This is a genomic window from Nocardia sp. NPDC046763 (assembly GCF_040645495.1).
Taxonomy (GTDB): Bacteria; Actinomycetota; Actinomycetes; order Mycobacteriales; family Mycobacteriaceae; genus Nocardia.
The window spans coordinates 114,393-129,525 of record NZ_JBEYYI010000015.1; the positions used below are offsets into that span (position 1 = coordinate 114,393).

The 15,133-nt window shown below is 69.4% G+C and carries 15 protein-coding genes; 7 read left to right on the forward strand and 8 right to left on the reverse strand.

Going from position 1 to position 15,133, the window contains the following annotated elements; translation table 11 throughout:
* Positions 1-4 precede the first annotated feature (4 nt).
* Positions 5-2,149, reverse strand: a complete 2,145-nt coding sequence (gene tkt / locus ABZ909_RS24230) for a transketolase (protein WP_357003315.1) — start codon at positions 2,147-2,149, stop codon at positions 5-7.
* 430 nt (positions 2,150-2,579) lie between these two features.
* Here tkt and ABZ909_RS24235 point away from each other — a divergent pair, with 430 nt between their 5' ends.
* Both ABZ909_RS24235 and ABZ909_RS24240 read left to right on the forward strand, forming a co-directional pair.
* The gene (locus tag ABZ909_RS24235; protein WP_357003501.1) at positions 2,580-3,518 is read left to right on the forward strand and encodes a heme o synthase; all 939 of its coding nucleotides are present in this window, start codon (positions 2,580-2,582) and stop codon (positions 3,516-3,518) included.
* A gap of 104 nt (positions 3,519-3,622) precedes the next feature.
* Positions 3,623-3,832 (forward strand): dihydrofolate reductase family protein, encoded by a 210-nt coding sequence (locus ABZ909_RS24240; protein ID WP_357003317.1) that lies wholly within the window; start codon positions 3,623-3,625, stop codon positions 3,830-3,832.
* Positions 3,833-3,874: 42 nt separating this feature from the next.
* Here ABZ909_RS24240 and ABZ909_RS24245 read toward each other — a convergent pair whose 3' ends face one another.
* On the reverse strand, positions 3,875-4,471 hold the full coding sequence (locus tag ABZ909_RS24245) for a helix-turn-helix domain-containing protein (RefSeq protein WP_357003319.1): 597 nt from the start codon (positions 4,469-4,471) through the stop codon (positions 3,875-3,877).
* Positions 4,472-4,542: 71 nt separating this feature from the next.
* Between ABZ909_RS24245 and ABZ909_RS24250 the strand changes: the two genes are divergently transcribed.
* On the forward strand, positions 4,543-5,496 hold the full coding sequence (locus ABZ909_RS24250; RefSeq protein ID WP_357003321.1) for a TauD/TfdA family dioxygenase: 954 nt from the start codon (positions 4,543-4,545) through the stop codon (positions 5,494-5,496).
* A 317-nt stretch (positions 5,497-5,813) separates the two neighbouring features.
* A complete protein-coding gene (locus tag ABZ909_RS24255) occupies positions 5,814-7,043 on the forward strand; it encodes an FAD-dependent monooxygenase (RefSeq protein ID WP_357003323.1) in 1,230 nt (409 codons plus the stop codon).
* 5 nt (positions 7,044-7,048) lie between these two features.
* Here ABZ909_RS24255 and ABZ909_RS24260 read toward each other — a convergent pair whose 3' ends face one another.
* The 3 genes from ABZ909_RS24260 to ABZ909_RS24270 all read right to left on the reverse strand — a co-directional run bounded on the left by ABZ909_RS24260 (position 7,049) and on the right by ABZ909_RS24270 (position 11,403).
* Positions 7,049-7,915, reverse strand: a complete 867-nt coding sequence (locus ABZ909_RS24260; RefSeq protein ID WP_357003325.1) for an alpha/beta hydrolase — start codon at positions 7,913-7,915, stop codon at positions 7,049-7,051.
* Positions 7,916-8,336: 421 nt separating this feature from the next.
* The gene (locus ABZ909_RS24265; protein ID WP_357003327.1) at positions 8,337-9,722 is read right to left on the reverse strand and encodes a hypothetical protein; all 1,386 of its coding nucleotides are present in this window, start codon (positions 9,720-9,722) and stop codon (positions 8,337-8,339) included.
* Between the two features lie 214 nt (positions 9,723-9,936).
* Positions 9,937-11,403, reverse strand: coding sequence for an FAD-dependent monooxygenase (locus tag ABZ909_RS24270; protein WP_357003329.1), 1,467 nt, complete (start codon positions 11,401-11,403; stop codon positions 9,937-9,939).
* Between the two features lie 80 nt (positions 11,404-11,483).
* On the opposite strand from ABZ909_RS24270, the gene ABZ909_RS24275 reads away from it, so the two are divergent.
* On the forward strand, positions 11,484-12,092 hold the full coding sequence (locus ABZ909_RS24275; protein WP_357003331.1) for a TetR/AcrR family transcriptional regulator: 609 nt from the start codon (positions 11,484-11,486) through the stop codon (positions 12,090-12,092).
* An 8-nt stretch (positions 12,093-12,100) separates the two neighbouring features.
* On the opposite strand, the gene ABZ909_RS24280 is transcribed toward ABZ909_RS24275, so the two are convergent.
* On the reverse strand, positions 12,101-13,066 hold the full coding sequence (locus tag ABZ909_RS24280; protein ID WP_357003333.1) for a quinone oxidoreductase: 966 nt from the start codon (positions 13,064-13,066) through the stop codon (positions 12,101-12,103).
* 107 nt (positions 13,067-13,173) lie between these two features.
* On the opposite strand from ABZ909_RS24280, the gene ABZ909_RS24285 reads away from it, so the two are divergent.
* On the forward strand, positions 13,174-13,524 hold the full coding sequence (locus ABZ909_RS24285; RefSeq protein ID WP_357003335.1) for a hypothetical protein: 351 nt from the start codon (positions 13,174-13,176) through the stop codon (positions 13,522-13,524).
* Positions 13,525-13,577: 53 nt separating this feature from the next.
* The gene (locus ABZ909_RS24290) at positions 13,578-14,276 is read left to right on the forward strand and encodes a GntR family transcriptional regulator (protein WP_357003337.1); all 699 of its coding nucleotides are present in this window, start codon (positions 13,578-13,580) and stop codon (positions 14,274-14,276) included.
* A gap of 84 nt (positions 14,277-14,360) precedes the next feature.
* Here ABZ909_RS24290 and ABZ909_RS24295 read toward each other — a convergent pair whose 3' ends face one another.
* Together ABZ909_RS24295 and ABZ909_RS24300 are read right to left on the reverse strand one after the other, a co-directional pair.
* Positions 14,361-14,810 (reverse strand): PTS glucose transporter subunit IIA, encoded by a 450-nt coding sequence (locus ABZ909_RS24295; RefSeq protein ID WP_357003338.1) that lies wholly within the window; start codon positions 14,808-14,810, stop codon positions 14,361-14,363.
* Positions 14,811-14,815: 5 nt separating this feature from the next.
* Positions 14,816-15,046, reverse strand: a complete 231-nt coding sequence (locus ABZ909_RS24300; protein ID WP_354846627.1) for a PTS glucose/sucrose transporter subunit IIB — start codon at positions 15,044-15,046, stop codon at positions 14,816-14,818.
* Between the last annotated feature and the right edge of the window lie 87 nt (positions 15,047-15,133).

A 15,133-nucleotide genomic window follows, 5' to 3' on the forward strand; every position in this document is an offset into this window, starting at 1 on the left:
GGACTTATCCCTTCACCTTGGCAAGCGAGCGGGTGGCAGCGGCGACGACGGCATCAGCGGTGATGCCGAACTCGCGGAACAGCGTCTTGAAGTCGGCCGAGGCACCGAAGTGCTCGATGGACACGTTCTCACCGGCGTCACCGGTGAAACGGTGCCACGGCATCGCGATACCGGCCTCCACCGAAACGCGGGCCCGCACCGACGGCGGCAGGACCTCATCGCGGTAGGACTGGTCCTGCGCGTCGAACCACTCCACACACGGCATGGACACCACGCGGGTACCGATGCCCTGTGCCTCGAGCGTAGCGCGCGCCTCGACGGCGAGCTGCAGTTCCGAACCGGTGGCGATCAGGATTACCTGCGGTGCGCCGGTGGAGGATTCGGCCAGGATGTAGCCGCCCTTGCGGACGCCCGCGTAGCTGGTGCCCTCCTGGATCGGCAGGTCCTGGCGGGTCAGGGCCAGCGCGGACGGGCCGTCCTGGTGCGGCGGCTCGGAGACCAGGAAGTGCGAATGCCGTTCGGCGCTATCGCGTTCCAGGATGGTGCGCCAGGCGTAGGTGGTCTCGTTGGCGTCGCCGGGACGGACCACGTTCAGGCCCGGGATGGCGCGCAGGGCGGCCAGGTGCTCGATCGGCTGGTGGGTCGGGCCGTCCTCGCCGAGGCCGATGGAGTCGTGGGTCCATACGTAGGTGACCGGGGTGCGCATGAGCGCGCCCAGGCGCACGGCCGGGCGCATGTAGTCGGAGAACACCAGGAAGGTGCCACCGTACGGACGGGTCGGTCCGTGCAGCGCGATGCCGTTGAGGATCGAACCCATCGCGTGCTCACGCACACCGAAGTGCAGGGTGCGGCCGTACGGGTTGGCCTTCCACGCACCGGTGGAAATGGACTCGGGGCCGAAGGACGGCACACCCGGCATGGTGGTGTTGTTGGACTCGGCCAGGTCGGCCGAACCGCCCCACAGCTCCGGCAGCACCGGAGCCAGCGCGGCGAGCACCTTGCCCGACGCCTTGCGGGTGGCCATACCCTTCGGGTCCGCCTCGTAGGTCGGCAGGGTCTCGGCCCAGCCCTCGGGCAGGCGGCGCTCCTGCATGCGGTCGAACAGCGCCTTGTTCTCCGGGTTGGCGGCGGCCCAGGCGTCGAACTGCTCCTGCCAGACGGCACGCGCGGCCTTGGCGCGGTCGGCGACATTGCCGCGCGAGTGCGCGACGACCGCGCCGTCCACGTCGAAGCTCTTCTCCGGGTCGAAGCCCAGGATCTTCTTGGTGGCCGCGACCTCGTCGGCGCCCAGTGCGGCGCCGTGCGAAGCGCCGGTGTTCATCTTGTTCGGGGCCGGGTAGCCGATGATGGTGCGCAGCAGAATGATCGACGGCTTGTCGGTCACGGCCTGCGCCGCGGCGATGGCCGCCTCGATGGCGGTCACGTTCTCGCCGCCGTCGACGGTCTGCACGTGCCAGCCGTAGGCGCGGTAGCGCGCGGCGGTGTCCTCGGTGAAGGCGATGCGGGTGTCGTCCTCGATGGAGATCTTGTTGTCGTCGTAGAAGACGATGAGGTTGCCCAGCTGCTGGGTGCCCGCCAGCGAGGACGCCTCGGAGGTGACGCCCTCCTCCATGTCACCGTCGGAGGCCACCACATAGATGAAGTGGTCGAACGCCGACTTGCCCTGTGCCGCTTCGGGATCGAACAGCCCGCGCTCGCGCCGCGCCGCCATCGCCATGCCGACCGCCGACGCCAGGCCCTGGCCCAGCGGGCCGGTGGTGATCTCGACGTGGTCGGTGTGGCGGTACTCCGGGTGGCCCGGGGTCAGCGAACCCCACTTGCGCAGGTGCTCGAGGTCGGTCAGCTCGAGACCCATGCCCGCCAGGTACAGCTGGATGTAGAGGGTGAGGCTGGAGTGACCGCAGGAGAGCACGAAACGGTCGCGGCCCGCCCAGGCCGGATCACTCGGATCCAGCCGCATCACACGCTGGAACAGCGTGTACGCCAGCGGGGCCAGGCTCATCGCGGTGCCCGGATGGCCGTTGCCGGTGTTCTGGACCGCATCGGCGGCGAGGACCCGGGCCGTATCGACGGCTCTCGTGTCCAGATCGGTCCAGTCGGTGGGGTGGTTCGGCTGAGTGAGCGCGCGGATGTCGTCTGTGACTGACACGACCGAGGTTCTCCTGACCTTCTCGTCAACGATGCGGTTGGGCGGCGGGGATTCGCTGCGTTCGATCCGAGTGCGACGCGGCCGCACCGATCTACAACCACCCTAAAGGGCGGCGTTTCGTGGTCATACGGGAACCCGCAATCACCGCCCGCCGTGTCTCTGGTTCGTGGCGTTTCCCGGACCTGTTCGTGACTGCCCGGTGTACGCATCGCGAACCGGTCTCGGGCCGCGCCGGGGTGGACCTGGTCGGGAGCATGGTCGCCGTGGGTCTACCATGCTCTGTAGTAGTGGCCGCGCCGCACTGGGCTGTGTCTGGAGATCGGCAGAGCGCGCTGCTAGTTCCAGACCGGATCGGATAGTGCACGGCGTGCGAGGAGAAACAGTGGGGATTGGGCAACAGCCGGGTGGCGCTCATGGCTCCTCCGGGGCGGTGCTCGCCGACCGCGTGACGGGCAGCGGCCCGCTGGCGGTGGCGGCCAGGCGGGTGCTCGCCTACATCGCGCTGACCAAGCCCCGGGTCATCGAATTGCTGCTCGTCGCAACGATTCCCACCATGCTGCTGGCCGCCCGCGGCCACGTCGACATCCGGCTCATCCTGGTCACCCTGTTCGGCGGCTGGATGGGCGCGGCCAGCGCCAACACCCTCAACTGTGTCGCCGACGCCGATATCGACAAGGTGATGAAGCGGACCTCCAAGCGTCCGCTGGCCCGCGAGGCCGTGCCCACCCGCAATGCCTTCGTCTTCGGCGTCACCCTCGGCCTGGCCTCCTTCGCCTGGCTGTGGTGGCAGGCCAATCTGCTCTCGGGCGCGCTGGTCGTGGCGACCATCCTGTTCTACGTCTTCGTCTACACCCTCGGTCTCAAGCGCCGGACCTCGCAGAACGTGGTGTGGGGCGGAGCCGCCGGCTGCATGCCCGCCCTGGTCGGCTGGTCCGCGGTCACCGGAAACATCGGCTGGCCCGCCATCGTGCTGTTCCTGGTGATCTTCTTCTGGACGCCGCCGCACACCTGGGCGCTCGCGATGCGGTACAAGGAGGACTACAAGGCCGCGGGCGTGCCGATGCTCCCGGTCGTCGCCACGGAGCAGGCGGTCACCAAGCAGATCGTCATCTACACCTGGCTGACCGTCCTGGCCACCTTCGCCCTGGTCCCCGCCGCCGGTGTGATCTACGCCGCCGTCGCGCTGGTGGCGGGCGCATGGTTCCTGCTCATGGCCCACCAGCTGTACTCCGGTGTGCGCAAGGGCGAATCGGTCAAGCCCCTGCGACTGTTCCTGCAGTCCAACAACTATCTGGCCGTCGTCTTCTGCGGCCTGGCCGTCGACTCGGTGCTCGGCTGGCACACCCTCGGCCACACCCTCTTCGGCTGATCCTGATGCGCGTGTCGATTCGACTCACCGCCGTTTCGACTCGCCGCCGTTCGATGACCGGGTAGGGGCGGAACCGCCGCCCGCTCACCCGAGAGGACCGCGTCATGCCGAAACTTCGCGTCCACAATTTCGTGGGCGCCATCCGGCAGTTCCTGGCGGCGGGCCTGATCGACGAGCTGCACGTGGTGCTGGTCCCGGTTCTGCTCGGGTCCGGTGAACGGCTGTTCCAGGACCTCGGCACCCGGCCCGGCTACCGCCTGTCGGACATGATCAGCACCAAGGCCGTCACCCGCCTCTGGTTCACCCGGCAATGACCCCAGGCCGGCGCGCGGGCCAGGACCTGTTCGCGCACCGGCTCATTCGCTCGCGGTGGTGGGGCCGGGGAGCGGACCGCGCAGGATCGACGCCGCCTCGGTGCCGATGGCGTGTCGCAGTTGCTCGTTCGGCATGTCGTCGAGTCCGGCGGCATTGCGCAGGAACGGTTCGAACAGCTGCCAGCCGAGCATGAACGCGGCCACATTCGCGACGGCCAGAGCGGCGTCCTGGTCGTCGGCGTGCTGCGTCCGAGCCTGATCGATCAGGGATTCGATGACCGGGAACCGGCTCTGCATCTGTCCGACCGGGTAGCCGTCGAGGATCGCGCGGGCCAGCACACTCCAGTGCCGGCGCAGGCGCGGGTCGTCCGGTGAGAGCGCGCCTGCCGCGGCGAGTGCCGCGGTTTCGGCGGCCAGGTGATCGAGCACAGCCGTCACCACCTTGTCCTTTGCCCCGAGGTGGCGGAAGACCAATCCGTGGTTGACCCCGGCCCGGTCGGCGATGTCGCGGATGGAGGTCGCGGCCGGACCGCGCTCGGCGAACAGGTCGGCGGCGTGGGTGAGCACGGCCGAGACGACGGCGTCGCGCCCGAGCGGTCCGCGTTCGTCCGACGAAGTCCTTGCGGCGGGTGCAGTCATGCGACTACAGTAGCGCCCACCAGGTGTAGTCAATTGACTACAGTCCGTTCGATCAGCGAAAGAAGACCGTCATGACTGTGATCGCCGACAAAGACCCCGCCGCCGATTTCGCGCCCCGAACCGTTCAGCTCCCTGGATATCCGGTGTGGTCGGGCCCGTTCACCCACCTCGCCGCCGAGCGCGACCGGCTGGCAGGGCTGCGCTGGCAGAGCTTCGACGCCCGTCCCGTCGGTGCCACGCTCGGCGCTGAGATCTCCGGTGTCGATCTGGCTCGTGAGCAGCCGGATGCGGTGATCGCCGAAGTGCGGCGCGCGCTGCACGAATACAAGGTGCTGTTCTTCCGTGACCAGCCGCTGACCCCGCAGCAGCAGGTGGCCTTCGCGCGCCGCTTCGGCGAGCTCGAGGTCCACCCCTTCATCCCCTCCAACACCAGCTGCCCCGAGCTGGTCCGGTTCGAGAAGAGCGCTCAGGTCAGCGGATTCGAGAATGCCTGGCATCACGATGTCACCTGGCGCAAGCAGCCGTCGATGGGCGCTGTCCTGCACGCGATCTCGGTTCCCGCGATCGGTGGCGACACCCTGTTCGCCGACATGTACGCCGCCTACGACGTACTCGACGCCGAGACCCGGGCCCGCATCGAAACCCTCGACGCCGTCCACGATTTCACTCGCGCATTCGGCCACGCGCTCAACGACGAGCAGCGGGAGAAGATGCGCGCGGAGCATCCGGCGGTCCGCCACCCCGTGGTCTGCACGCACGCGGTCACCGGCCGCAAACACCTCTACGTCAACCGCGTCTTCGCCGACCATATCCACGGTCTCGATCTCGACGAGAGCCGCGCCCTCATCGATCGCCTGTGCCGCACCGCCGATGCCCCCGAACACCAGGTTCGCCTGCACTGGGAGCCGCACACGGTCGCCTTCTGGGACAACCGTGCCGTCCAGCACTACGCCGCCAGCGACTACTGGCCGCAGGTGCGGATCATGGAGCGCGCCTCCATCATCGGCCCGCGCCCCAGCCGCTGACCCTGCGATCGCCCGCCGATCGGGGGCGACCGGCGACACCACGAATGGCCTCCCCGACGACTCGCCCGGTATGTGATCGATAGCAGCCCTTCGCTTTTCGAGCCGATCATCCCGTCCGGCCCTGAGTATCAGGAGTCGTCCCAATGCCGGTGGTAGCTCTGCGGAGGCAGGCGTGTCCGAGGGAGCGGCCGGTGCCGGTGCGGCGAGGGGAGCGGCGGATAATCGATTGATCCGATTCGGAATTCGCTGGAACACTGGCTTGGCTCGACTCCTGGAACGTCGGCTTCACCGAAAAGCACTGTGAGGGAGGGTTCGGAATGTCTCGGTCGGTTCGCATTCTGGTGTGTGGCGGCGGGATCGCGGGGAACGCGGTCGCGTTGGAGCTGTTGCGGGGCGGGATGGCCGTCACCGTCGTGGAGCGGGCGCCGGTCCCGCGGCCGGGTGGGCAGGCCGTCGACCTGCGCGGGCCCAGCCGCAAGGTGGCCGAGCGGATGGGGCTGATGCCCGGGATCCGCCGGCGGCAGCTCGACGAGCGGGGGATGGTGTTCGTCGACGAGGCAGGGCGGCAGCGGTCCCGGATGCCGGCGGAGATGTTCGGCGGTCAGGGGTTCGTCGCCGATATCGAGATCGCCCGCGGCGAGCTCAATCAGGTGCTGCTCGACGAGATCGCCGGTCTGCCCGCGGAATCCGGTGCCCTCGACTATCGATACGGGGAATGGGTCGAGGCGCTGGAGCAGGACGGCGACGGGGTGAAGGTCCGGTTCGCCTCCGGCGCGGCGGACGAGTTCGATGTCGTGATCGGCGCGGACGGCCTGCATTCGGCCCTGCGGGAGCGGGTGTTCGGCCCGGAGGAGCGGCACTGCGAGTATCTCGGGGCCTACATCGCCTTCTTCACCGTTCCGACGCCGCCGGGTACCGGTCTGGAAACCGGCTGGGTCGGGGTCCTGCCGGTGCCGGGCAGCATGGTCGCACTACGGCCCGATCCGGATCCGGCGACCTCGATGGCCATCTTCTCCACCCGGGTACCCGCCGATCCCGCCCTGCGCGGGAATATCACGGTGCAGCAGAACCTGATTCGCGAACGGTTGACCGGTCACGGCTGGGTGATTCCGGCGATTCTGGACGCCATGCCCGCGGCGCCCGACTTCTACTTCGACGAGGTGACCCGGGTCCGGATGCCGCGCTGGTCGCAGGACCGGGTGGTGCTGCTCGGCGACGCCGCCTACTGCGGATCGCCGATGACCGGTATGGGCACCGCGCTCGCACTGATCGGCGCGTACCTGCTCGCGGGTGAACTCCTCAGCACGCCTGCGGATTTCGAGCGGGCCTTCGATCGATACGAGCAGATCCTGCGGCCGCTGGTGACCGAGGTGCAGAAGGGCACCGAGACATCGGTGCGGCTCCGCCATCCCGAGACCCGTCGCGGCGTCGCGATCATGCAGACCCTGATGCGGGTGCTGGTGTCGCGACCGTTGCACCCGGCGCGCGCCCTGCTCACCCGTCTGATCGGCAAGCAGGGCGAATATCCGCTACCGGACTATGCCTGAGCCTGTCAGCTCTCGTCGAGGACCTCGCGCAGTCGCTCGGCGAAGGCCTCCGGCTGCCCCGGATACCCGCCGTCGGGACCGGTGAATCCGCCGTGGTGACTGGGGAATACGACCGGGCTGCTGCCCAGGACGGCCGCGGTGGCCTCGGCGGTGCGGCCGGTGAAGACGCCCTTGGACTCCTCGCCGACGGCGATCAGCACCCGCGTGCTCGCGGCCTGCAGCGCCGCCACATCGGGGGCATAGTCGGTCACCGCCCAGGAGGCCTCCGACAGCAGCGGGTCGTCGCGGGTGCCGTCGTCGATGGTGGGCATGCCGAACATGGCCGGATCGGCCGGCGGCTGGGCGAAGTAGGCGTCGGTGAGCTCGCCCTGCCAGGACGTCCAGGCGATGAACGCCGCCATGCCCGCGAAGGATCCCTTGGCCTGGTACGCGTCGCGGACCGCGGCACGGGCGCGCTCGGCGGCCGCCGCGTCGGGCAGCACCGGGATCATCGGCGGCTCGTGCGCCACCAATGTGGCGACATCGTCCGGATGCGCGGTGACCAGGGCCAGTGCGGTGACCGCGCCGCCGCTGCTGGCGAACAGGTCCACCGGACCCACGCCGAGCGCGGTGATCAGCGCGTGCACATCTTCGGCCTGCACGGTCGGTGAATTGTCGGTGCGCCCGTCCTTGCGGACGCTCCGGCCGAGCCCGCGCGGATCGTAGGTGATCACGGTCCGCTCCGGGAAATACGAAGCCAGCGTGGCGAATCCGTCGGCGGTCATGGGCTGGCCGATCATCATGAGCGGCCGGTGCGGGCTCGCAGCCGGTGCGGGTCCCAGCAGGTCGTAGGCGAGATCGACTTCGGGCGTTTCGAGGATGTGTTCGGTCATATCGGTAGTGACGGTACCGCGCGGCGGAATTCATCGGTGCCTCCTCGGCGGTGTGTCACGATGGCGGAGTACAGCCGGGCCGGTCGCGGGTGATGTGGCCTACCTGCCATGTGCCAACGGCACCATGGCGATTCGCGTGACCGCAACGGACGCTGCCGCGGTGCTGTGGCGCACCACCGCTCCCGCGAATGGCCCGCCCGCGGTCGCCGCCGGGCGTGTCTGGGCGACCGATTGGCACGCCGGCACGTTCTACGCCCTCAACCCTGCGGTCGGAAAAGCGCTCGCCCAGTACGGAACCGGGCCGCTTCCGCACTTCGTCACCCCCGCGGTCGGACACGGCGTGCTCATCCTCGGCACCATGACCGGCGCGGAGACCTTCCGGCTTCCCTGGCCCCGCACCGGATTCCGGGGCGGGGAGCGGTCAGTTGCAGGGCTGCAACGGGAAACAGGCGGGCGCGATGGTGGTCGACGGCAGCGTCGGGTCGACCGAATGCGTCGAGGTGGTCGCCTGGACGACCGTGGAGTGCGGCGGCTGTTGCTTGCTGGGCGTCGGGGTGGTCCGGCCCGTGCAGGCGATGGCGATCACCAGGATGATCACCGCCAGTACCAGGCCGCCGATGATCGGCAGATCCTTGCGCCGCTTCTTCCCGGTCCCGCTCGTGGCCTGCCGCTCGTTCCACAGTGGGAACCTCTCGCGTTCCTGCGACGGACCGGAAGCACCAGGCTGCGGCCAGGATTGGGGGCCCGGCCCGAAACCCGGCGGCGCGGGTTGACGCGGCTGCGGCGGTTGCCCGAATTGCGGCGCACGGGGCGGTACGGGCAGGGGCTGGGTCGGTGCGGGCGGTGTCGGCCGCCCGGCCGGGGCGGCGCCCGGGATCGGTGTCGGAGGCGGTGGCGTGCCCCGGCTCGGCGCCTGCGGCTCGGACCTGCCCGCCAGCGCTCGGTAGGCCCGTTCGGCCACGCTCGCCGAGGTAGCACCCGCGATCGCGGCCGCGGCGGCACTGCCTCGGCTGGTGCGGGGAGTCGGATCCTGCTGTACGACAGGACCATCACCCCCACCCGCCGATTCGGCAGCGGGTCCTGGCTCGGTCGCGCCGGGCGCGCCCGCGCCCTCGGCGGAGTGGACGGGCACCGACGGAACCGACGGCACCATCACCTCGGTCGGCCGGTTCGCGAACGGCAGCGGAGCGTCCCGTGCCGAGTCCGGCACGGGGAATCCCTCCGACACCAGATCGGAATAGGTTGCGGCGGCCGCGAACCCGAGCGCCCCCAGCGCCTGCCCGACCTGTCCCGCATCCCACGACGCCGGGGCGCCCTCGGCGAGCGTGGTGAAATAGGCGCGCAGCGAGGACGGCCCGTCACCGATCAGTACGTCGATGCCGGTGGGCAGCGCGCCCTTCTCCAGCTTCACGCGACTGCCCAGCTGCGGCACCAGCAGCACCAGCCCGCTGACCGGTACCTGCTCGCGTCCGGGCGCGGAACGCAATTGCCCGGCGAGGTCCACGGTCTGGCGGCGCACCCGCTCCAGCGGATCGGCGTCCCCGTCGATGGGTGCGGGCTTGCCGTCCACGGTCCACGGCTGATCCTGCGCGCATGCCAGGGTCCCGGTCACCCGCTCGGTGAACCCGTGCACACCGACCACCACACAGGTCTGCGGCGTCCACACCACCACATCGGCGTCCTGGCACTGCACGATGGCGATACCGGGTACGGCGTGCGGTCCGCTCCAGGATTTGAGCCAGTTCACCACGGTGCGTTCGGTACTCGACAGCCGCGACGGGTCGTCGTTACGGACCTTCACCAACATCCCAGAACCACCTCTGACCGATGCGCCTCTACCTGCCGGCCGCCCGAACCCTCGCCGCGACCACCATACGGGGTCGCGGCACCCTCGTGTGGCCGAAAATGTACAGTCACATCGAATCGTCTTGCGCGGCAGCATGATCATTCTGCACCGTGGGCCCCGGACTCGGGATCCCAGGGGCTTCGGCCCGTTACGCCCGGAATGCGAACTCCCGCAGCTACCGCTCGGTAGGCGTGCTGCGCGATCCGACATACCCGTCGGGGCGGACGACCACCCAGCTGCCGTCGGCCGCGTCGTAGGCCCGCCGCGCGTCCCCCGCGGCGTCGGTGAATTCACCATTGCCGGAGGCGGATTCCGGCCGGACCACGCGCACGGTCCGCAGGTCTGTCGCGGGGGATCCGGCCTGATCGGCCGTCGTGTCCGGGCCGAACAGCAGCAGCGTGGCCCGGGGGCCGCGGAACAGGTCGAACAGCCGCACGGTCTTTCCGTTGGCATCGACCAGGGGTGCGTCGGGGGCGCGATCACCGGCCCGGAGCCTTGCCGCGTCGTCGCCGCTCTCCCGGTAGCCGATGTCGAGCTGGTGAGTGCCCTCGCGATCCATGGCATCCGGATCGCCCTTCACGGTCTTGTCGAGCAACTCACTGCTCAACCCGAGGATCCGCGCGGCCACGGTGCGGCGCTCGGTCTCGTAGCTGTCCAGTAGCGCCTCACTCGCGGGCCCCGGATGACGCAGCGCGGCTTCGAGTTTCCAGCCGAGGTTGTAGGCGTCCTGCACGCCGGTGTTGAGCCCCTGCCCGCCGGTCGGCGGATGCGCGTGTGCGGCGTCTCCGGCCAGGAACACCCGGCCCGACCGATACCGCTGTGCGAGACGGACATTCGGCCGCCACACCGTCGACCAGGTCAGGTCGCTCAGGATGATGTCGTCACGGCGGGAACGCCGCGTGAGGTGGTCCTGCAGATCCGCCAGCTCGGTGCCGGACTCGGTGGTCAGGCCGGTCGCGAACTGGAACTTTCTCCCACCCGGCAGCGGCATCAGCGCGATGCCGTCCATGGGGGAGGAGGTGTCGGCGAACCAGTACCCGGCCGAGTGATCGAGTGCATCCGCGCACACGTCGCCCAACAGCATGCGGATCGACTCGTCGGTGGTGCCCTCGAACGGAATCCCCAGCGTCTTGCGCACGATGCTGCGGCCGCCGTCCGCTCCGACGAGATAGCCGGCCCGCACAGTCTCGGTCGCACCCGCGTGCTCGAGGATCACGGTCACTCCGTCGGCGTCCGCGTTGAAATCGACCACGGCCGTGGCGGTTTCGACGCGTACCCCGAACTCGGCCAGCCGCTCGCGCAACACCCGCTCGGTATCGGCCTGGGCCAGTACCCACGGATTCGGATGCGGCACCGCGGATGTGGGCTCCCGCCAGGCGCTCATCCGCCGCTCCATCACGAACTGCCCGTCCAGGTGCACCAGCAGCGGCGCCTGCGGCGCGCCCTGTGCGAGTACCGCGTCGAGTACCCCGAGATCGTCGAACACCTCGAGGGTGCGCGGCTGCAGCCCGTCCCCGCGCGACCCGGCGAAGAACTCCCCGGCCTTGTCGACAATGCGGACCCCGATGCCGCGACGCGCCAGATCGATGGCGAGGGCGAGCCCGGTCGGACCGGCTCCCGCGACGAGGACCTGCGGATTCATGGCAACTCCAATACTGAATCGAAATTCACTGAATGTTGATTCAGTATTCTGGGTGGTACCTTCCGCTGTCAAGGAGGTGGATGGTGGCAGCCCGCCGCAGTGCGAAGTCGGCCGAGACCGAACAGGCGCTCAAGCACGCCGCCCGGCAGCTGTTCGCCGACCGCGGCTACCTCAATACCAAGATCACCGACATCACCGCGGCCGCCGGCCGGGCCGCGGGCTCGTTCTACAACCACTTCGCGAGCAAGGAGGAGCTGCTCCAGTCGCTGCTGAAAGACCTTGCCGACGAGAGCGATACCTCCGCCGAGGACCCGGCGCACACCGCCGACTTCACCGACCCGGAGTCGGTGCGATACCACATCGCGAGCTACTGGTCCTTCGCCCGCACGAACTGGCCGGTCCTGCGCGCCGTCCAGCAGGCGGCCCTGGTCAATGACGACTTCGCCCGCATCGCAGCGCGATTCGCCACCGAGCAGCGCGACGAGGTGGCCGACCACCTCGACGGCTTCGCCCCCGCCGGCCTGCGCCTACCCGGCTCGGCCGACGCCAGCCTGGCCATGATGTTCCTCGCGGCCACCGGCCTGTTGCAGGCGGTGGAGGAGGGCGGCCTGGCGCTCACCGACGAGCAGGCCGTGGACGCCCTCACCCGATTCGTCTACCGCGGCCTCACCGGCCGCGATCTCGGCTGACGAAAACCTCAGGGCACCAACACGATCGAACCGGTGGTCCGGCGCCCCTCGAGATCCCGGTGCGCCTGCTCGGCCTGCGCGAGCGGATAACTGCCGCCGATCCGGATGTGCAGCGTGCCGTCGGCGATCGCGTTCATGATGTCGCCTGCGCGCCACAGCAATTCGGCGCGATCCCGGGTGTAGTGCGCCAGCGTCGGACGGGTCACGAACAGTGAGCCCAGCGGATTGAGTCGCTGCAGATCGAACGGCGGCACCGGCCCGCTGGCCGCGCCGAACAGCGCCACCGTGCCGCGAATCCGGGTGGCCGCCAGGCTGGACTCGAAGGTGGACGCGCCCACGCCGTCATAGGCCGCGGCCACGCCCGCTCCGTCGGTCAGCTCCCGCACCCGCGCCGCGATGTCCTCGTCGTAGCGCAGCACCTCGGCCGCCCCGGCGTCCCGCGACAGCTTCTCCTTGTCGTCGGTCGACACCGTGGTGATCACCCGGACCCCGCGCGCCGCCAGCAGCTGCGTCAGGATCAGCCCGACACCGCCGGCTCCGGCGTGCACCAGCACGCTCTCGCCCGGCTCGGGCCGGTAGATGGACTCGATCAGATAGTGCGCCGTCATGCCCTGCAACAGCGCCGACGCCGCCACCGGCGCGTCCACCCCGTCCGGCACCGGAATCGCCACGGCCGCAGGCACGACCACCTGCTCGGCGTAACTGGCCGGCGCGGCCGCCCATGCCACCCGATCCCCGACCCGGAACTCGGTGACCTCGGGTCCGACCGCGGTGACCACACCGCTGCCCTCGGATCCCGGAATGTAGGGCACCGCCTGCGGGTACCGCCCGGTCCGAATGTAGGTGTCGATGAAGTTGATTCCGCTCGCCTGCGTCCGCACCAGCAACTGCCCGGGTCCGGCCTGCGGGTCCGGCACCTCCACGTACCGCAGGACTTCGGGACCGCCGTGCTCGGAAACCTGGATGGCGCGCATGGAATCAGTCTTACATCGCCGCGGCCACGCGGTGCGCGGCGGCTCGCGGAGTGTGAGATGTGCGGCGGTTCATGGACGCTGAATTACCCGTGGGTAAACTGCAGCGCATGAGCGCTACCACCGCCCCGGCATCCGAGAAGCTGTCGCCGTCCGTCGTGGATTCCGTGAAGGGATTCGTCGCCGAGCATGGCGGCTCCGCGACCGCGGTACTGCAGCCCATCGGCCGAGTCGGCGTCCGCATCACCCTGGTCGGCGCCGACGGCACCCTGGGTGACCGCGTCGTCGGGTCCATGGCGGCCGCCAAGTCCCTCGTGGAGACCGTGAACGGCCTGTCCGAGACCGAGGAGTGGGACCGCGAGCTCATCTCCAAGGTCACCCCGGCGCAGGGCCACTGGGCCAAGATGGCAGGCTGGGTCGCACACCAGAAGCGATTCCCCAAGGCGCGCAACGAGAAGTGACCGCGCCCGCAGCCGGCGGGGGCGGAAAGGACCGGATCGACGTGTCAGGGCGCGTGACCAAGCAAGCGCAACTGCGTTCGGCGCTCACCACCCTGTGCGCGAATCTACGTCCCGGCGAAATGCTGCCCAGCGAACGCCAGTTGTGCGACGACTACCGGGTCAGCCGCATGACCGTGCGCGAGGTGCTGGGCCAGCTCGAATCCGAGGGCGTCATCACGCGCGTCCCCGGCAAGGGCACCTTCGTGGCCGAGCGGGTGGCTCGTTCCCGGCTGCACATGGCCTCGTTCACCGACGACATGCGCCGGCTGGGCCGCACCCCGAGCACGGTGGTGCTGCATACCGATCATGCGGTGCCGCCCCCGGCCTCGGCGACCGCGCTGGGGCTGACCGCGAATACCAAGGCGTACCACCTGGTTCGCCTGCGGCTGGCGGACGGACTGCCCATGTCCATCGACGACGGCTGGTACCGCGCCGATCTGCTGCCGGAGCTGCTGGATCACGAACTGACGCAGTCGCTCTACGCCCTGTTCTCCCGCGAGTACGACTGCCCGATCGACCGGGCCGAGCAGAGCGTGCGCGCGGTGGCCGCCGACGAGCGGCACGCGGGCTGGCTGGGCACCGAAACCGGTTCGCCGCTACTGGCTTTCGACCGGATCTCGTATTCGCGCGACCGGGCCGTGGAACACGCGCAGTCCTGGTACCGCGCCGATCGCTATCAGGTCTACATGACCGTCTCGGCCGAGGACAGCTGACCGGCCTACCGGCGATGAATGAGCCGCCGCCCGATCGGGCAGCGGCTCAATTCTTTTCCCGTCTTGCGTGGAATCCCTCCCGTCTCACATGGAGAACAACACCGAGCCTGTGGTGACTGGGCCGGTGAGGGCGTTCCGCGCCGATCCCGGGCTGCTGTCCATGACCACCACCGGCACGGCCGCGCTCAGGCCGCGGCGGCGAACGGCGTTGGGGGAGAAGGTGATCAGCGGATCACCCGCGGTGATCCGATCGCCCTCGGCGGCCTTCATCTCGAAGAGGTCCGGCTTGCCGACGGTGTCGATGCCGACGTGCAGCAGCACGCCGGTGCCGTCGTCGGTGACGATGACCGCGGCGTGCGGGTGCAGCTTCACGATCGATCCGGTGACCGGGGCGACCACGGTGGTGGCGGCATCGGTGTCGAGGGGTTCGATGGCCACGCCCGCGCCCACCATCTCGGCCGAGAAGACCGGATCGGGGACTTCGGACAGGGGCATGGCACGGCCGTCGAGCGGCGCGAGAATCTCGGTGCTCACGGCGGTCAGATGAGGTCGTTGATGTCTTCTGCCAGGGCGTCGGCGCTGGGTCCGACCACGACCTGAACCGCGTCACCCATCTTGACGACGCCGTGCGCACCGGCGGCCTTCAGTGCCTTCTCATCGACGAGGTTCGCGTCCTTCACCTCGCAGCGTAGGCGGGTGATGCAGCCCTCCACCTCGACGATGTTGTCCGCGCCACCCAGTCCGGCGATGATCTGATCCACCTTCGACATTTTTCCTCCGTGCGTGTCGAGTAGACAAAGCTGGTTATAACCAGTATATGTCTGGTTATAACCAGTGACGCTAACTGATCGTGAACA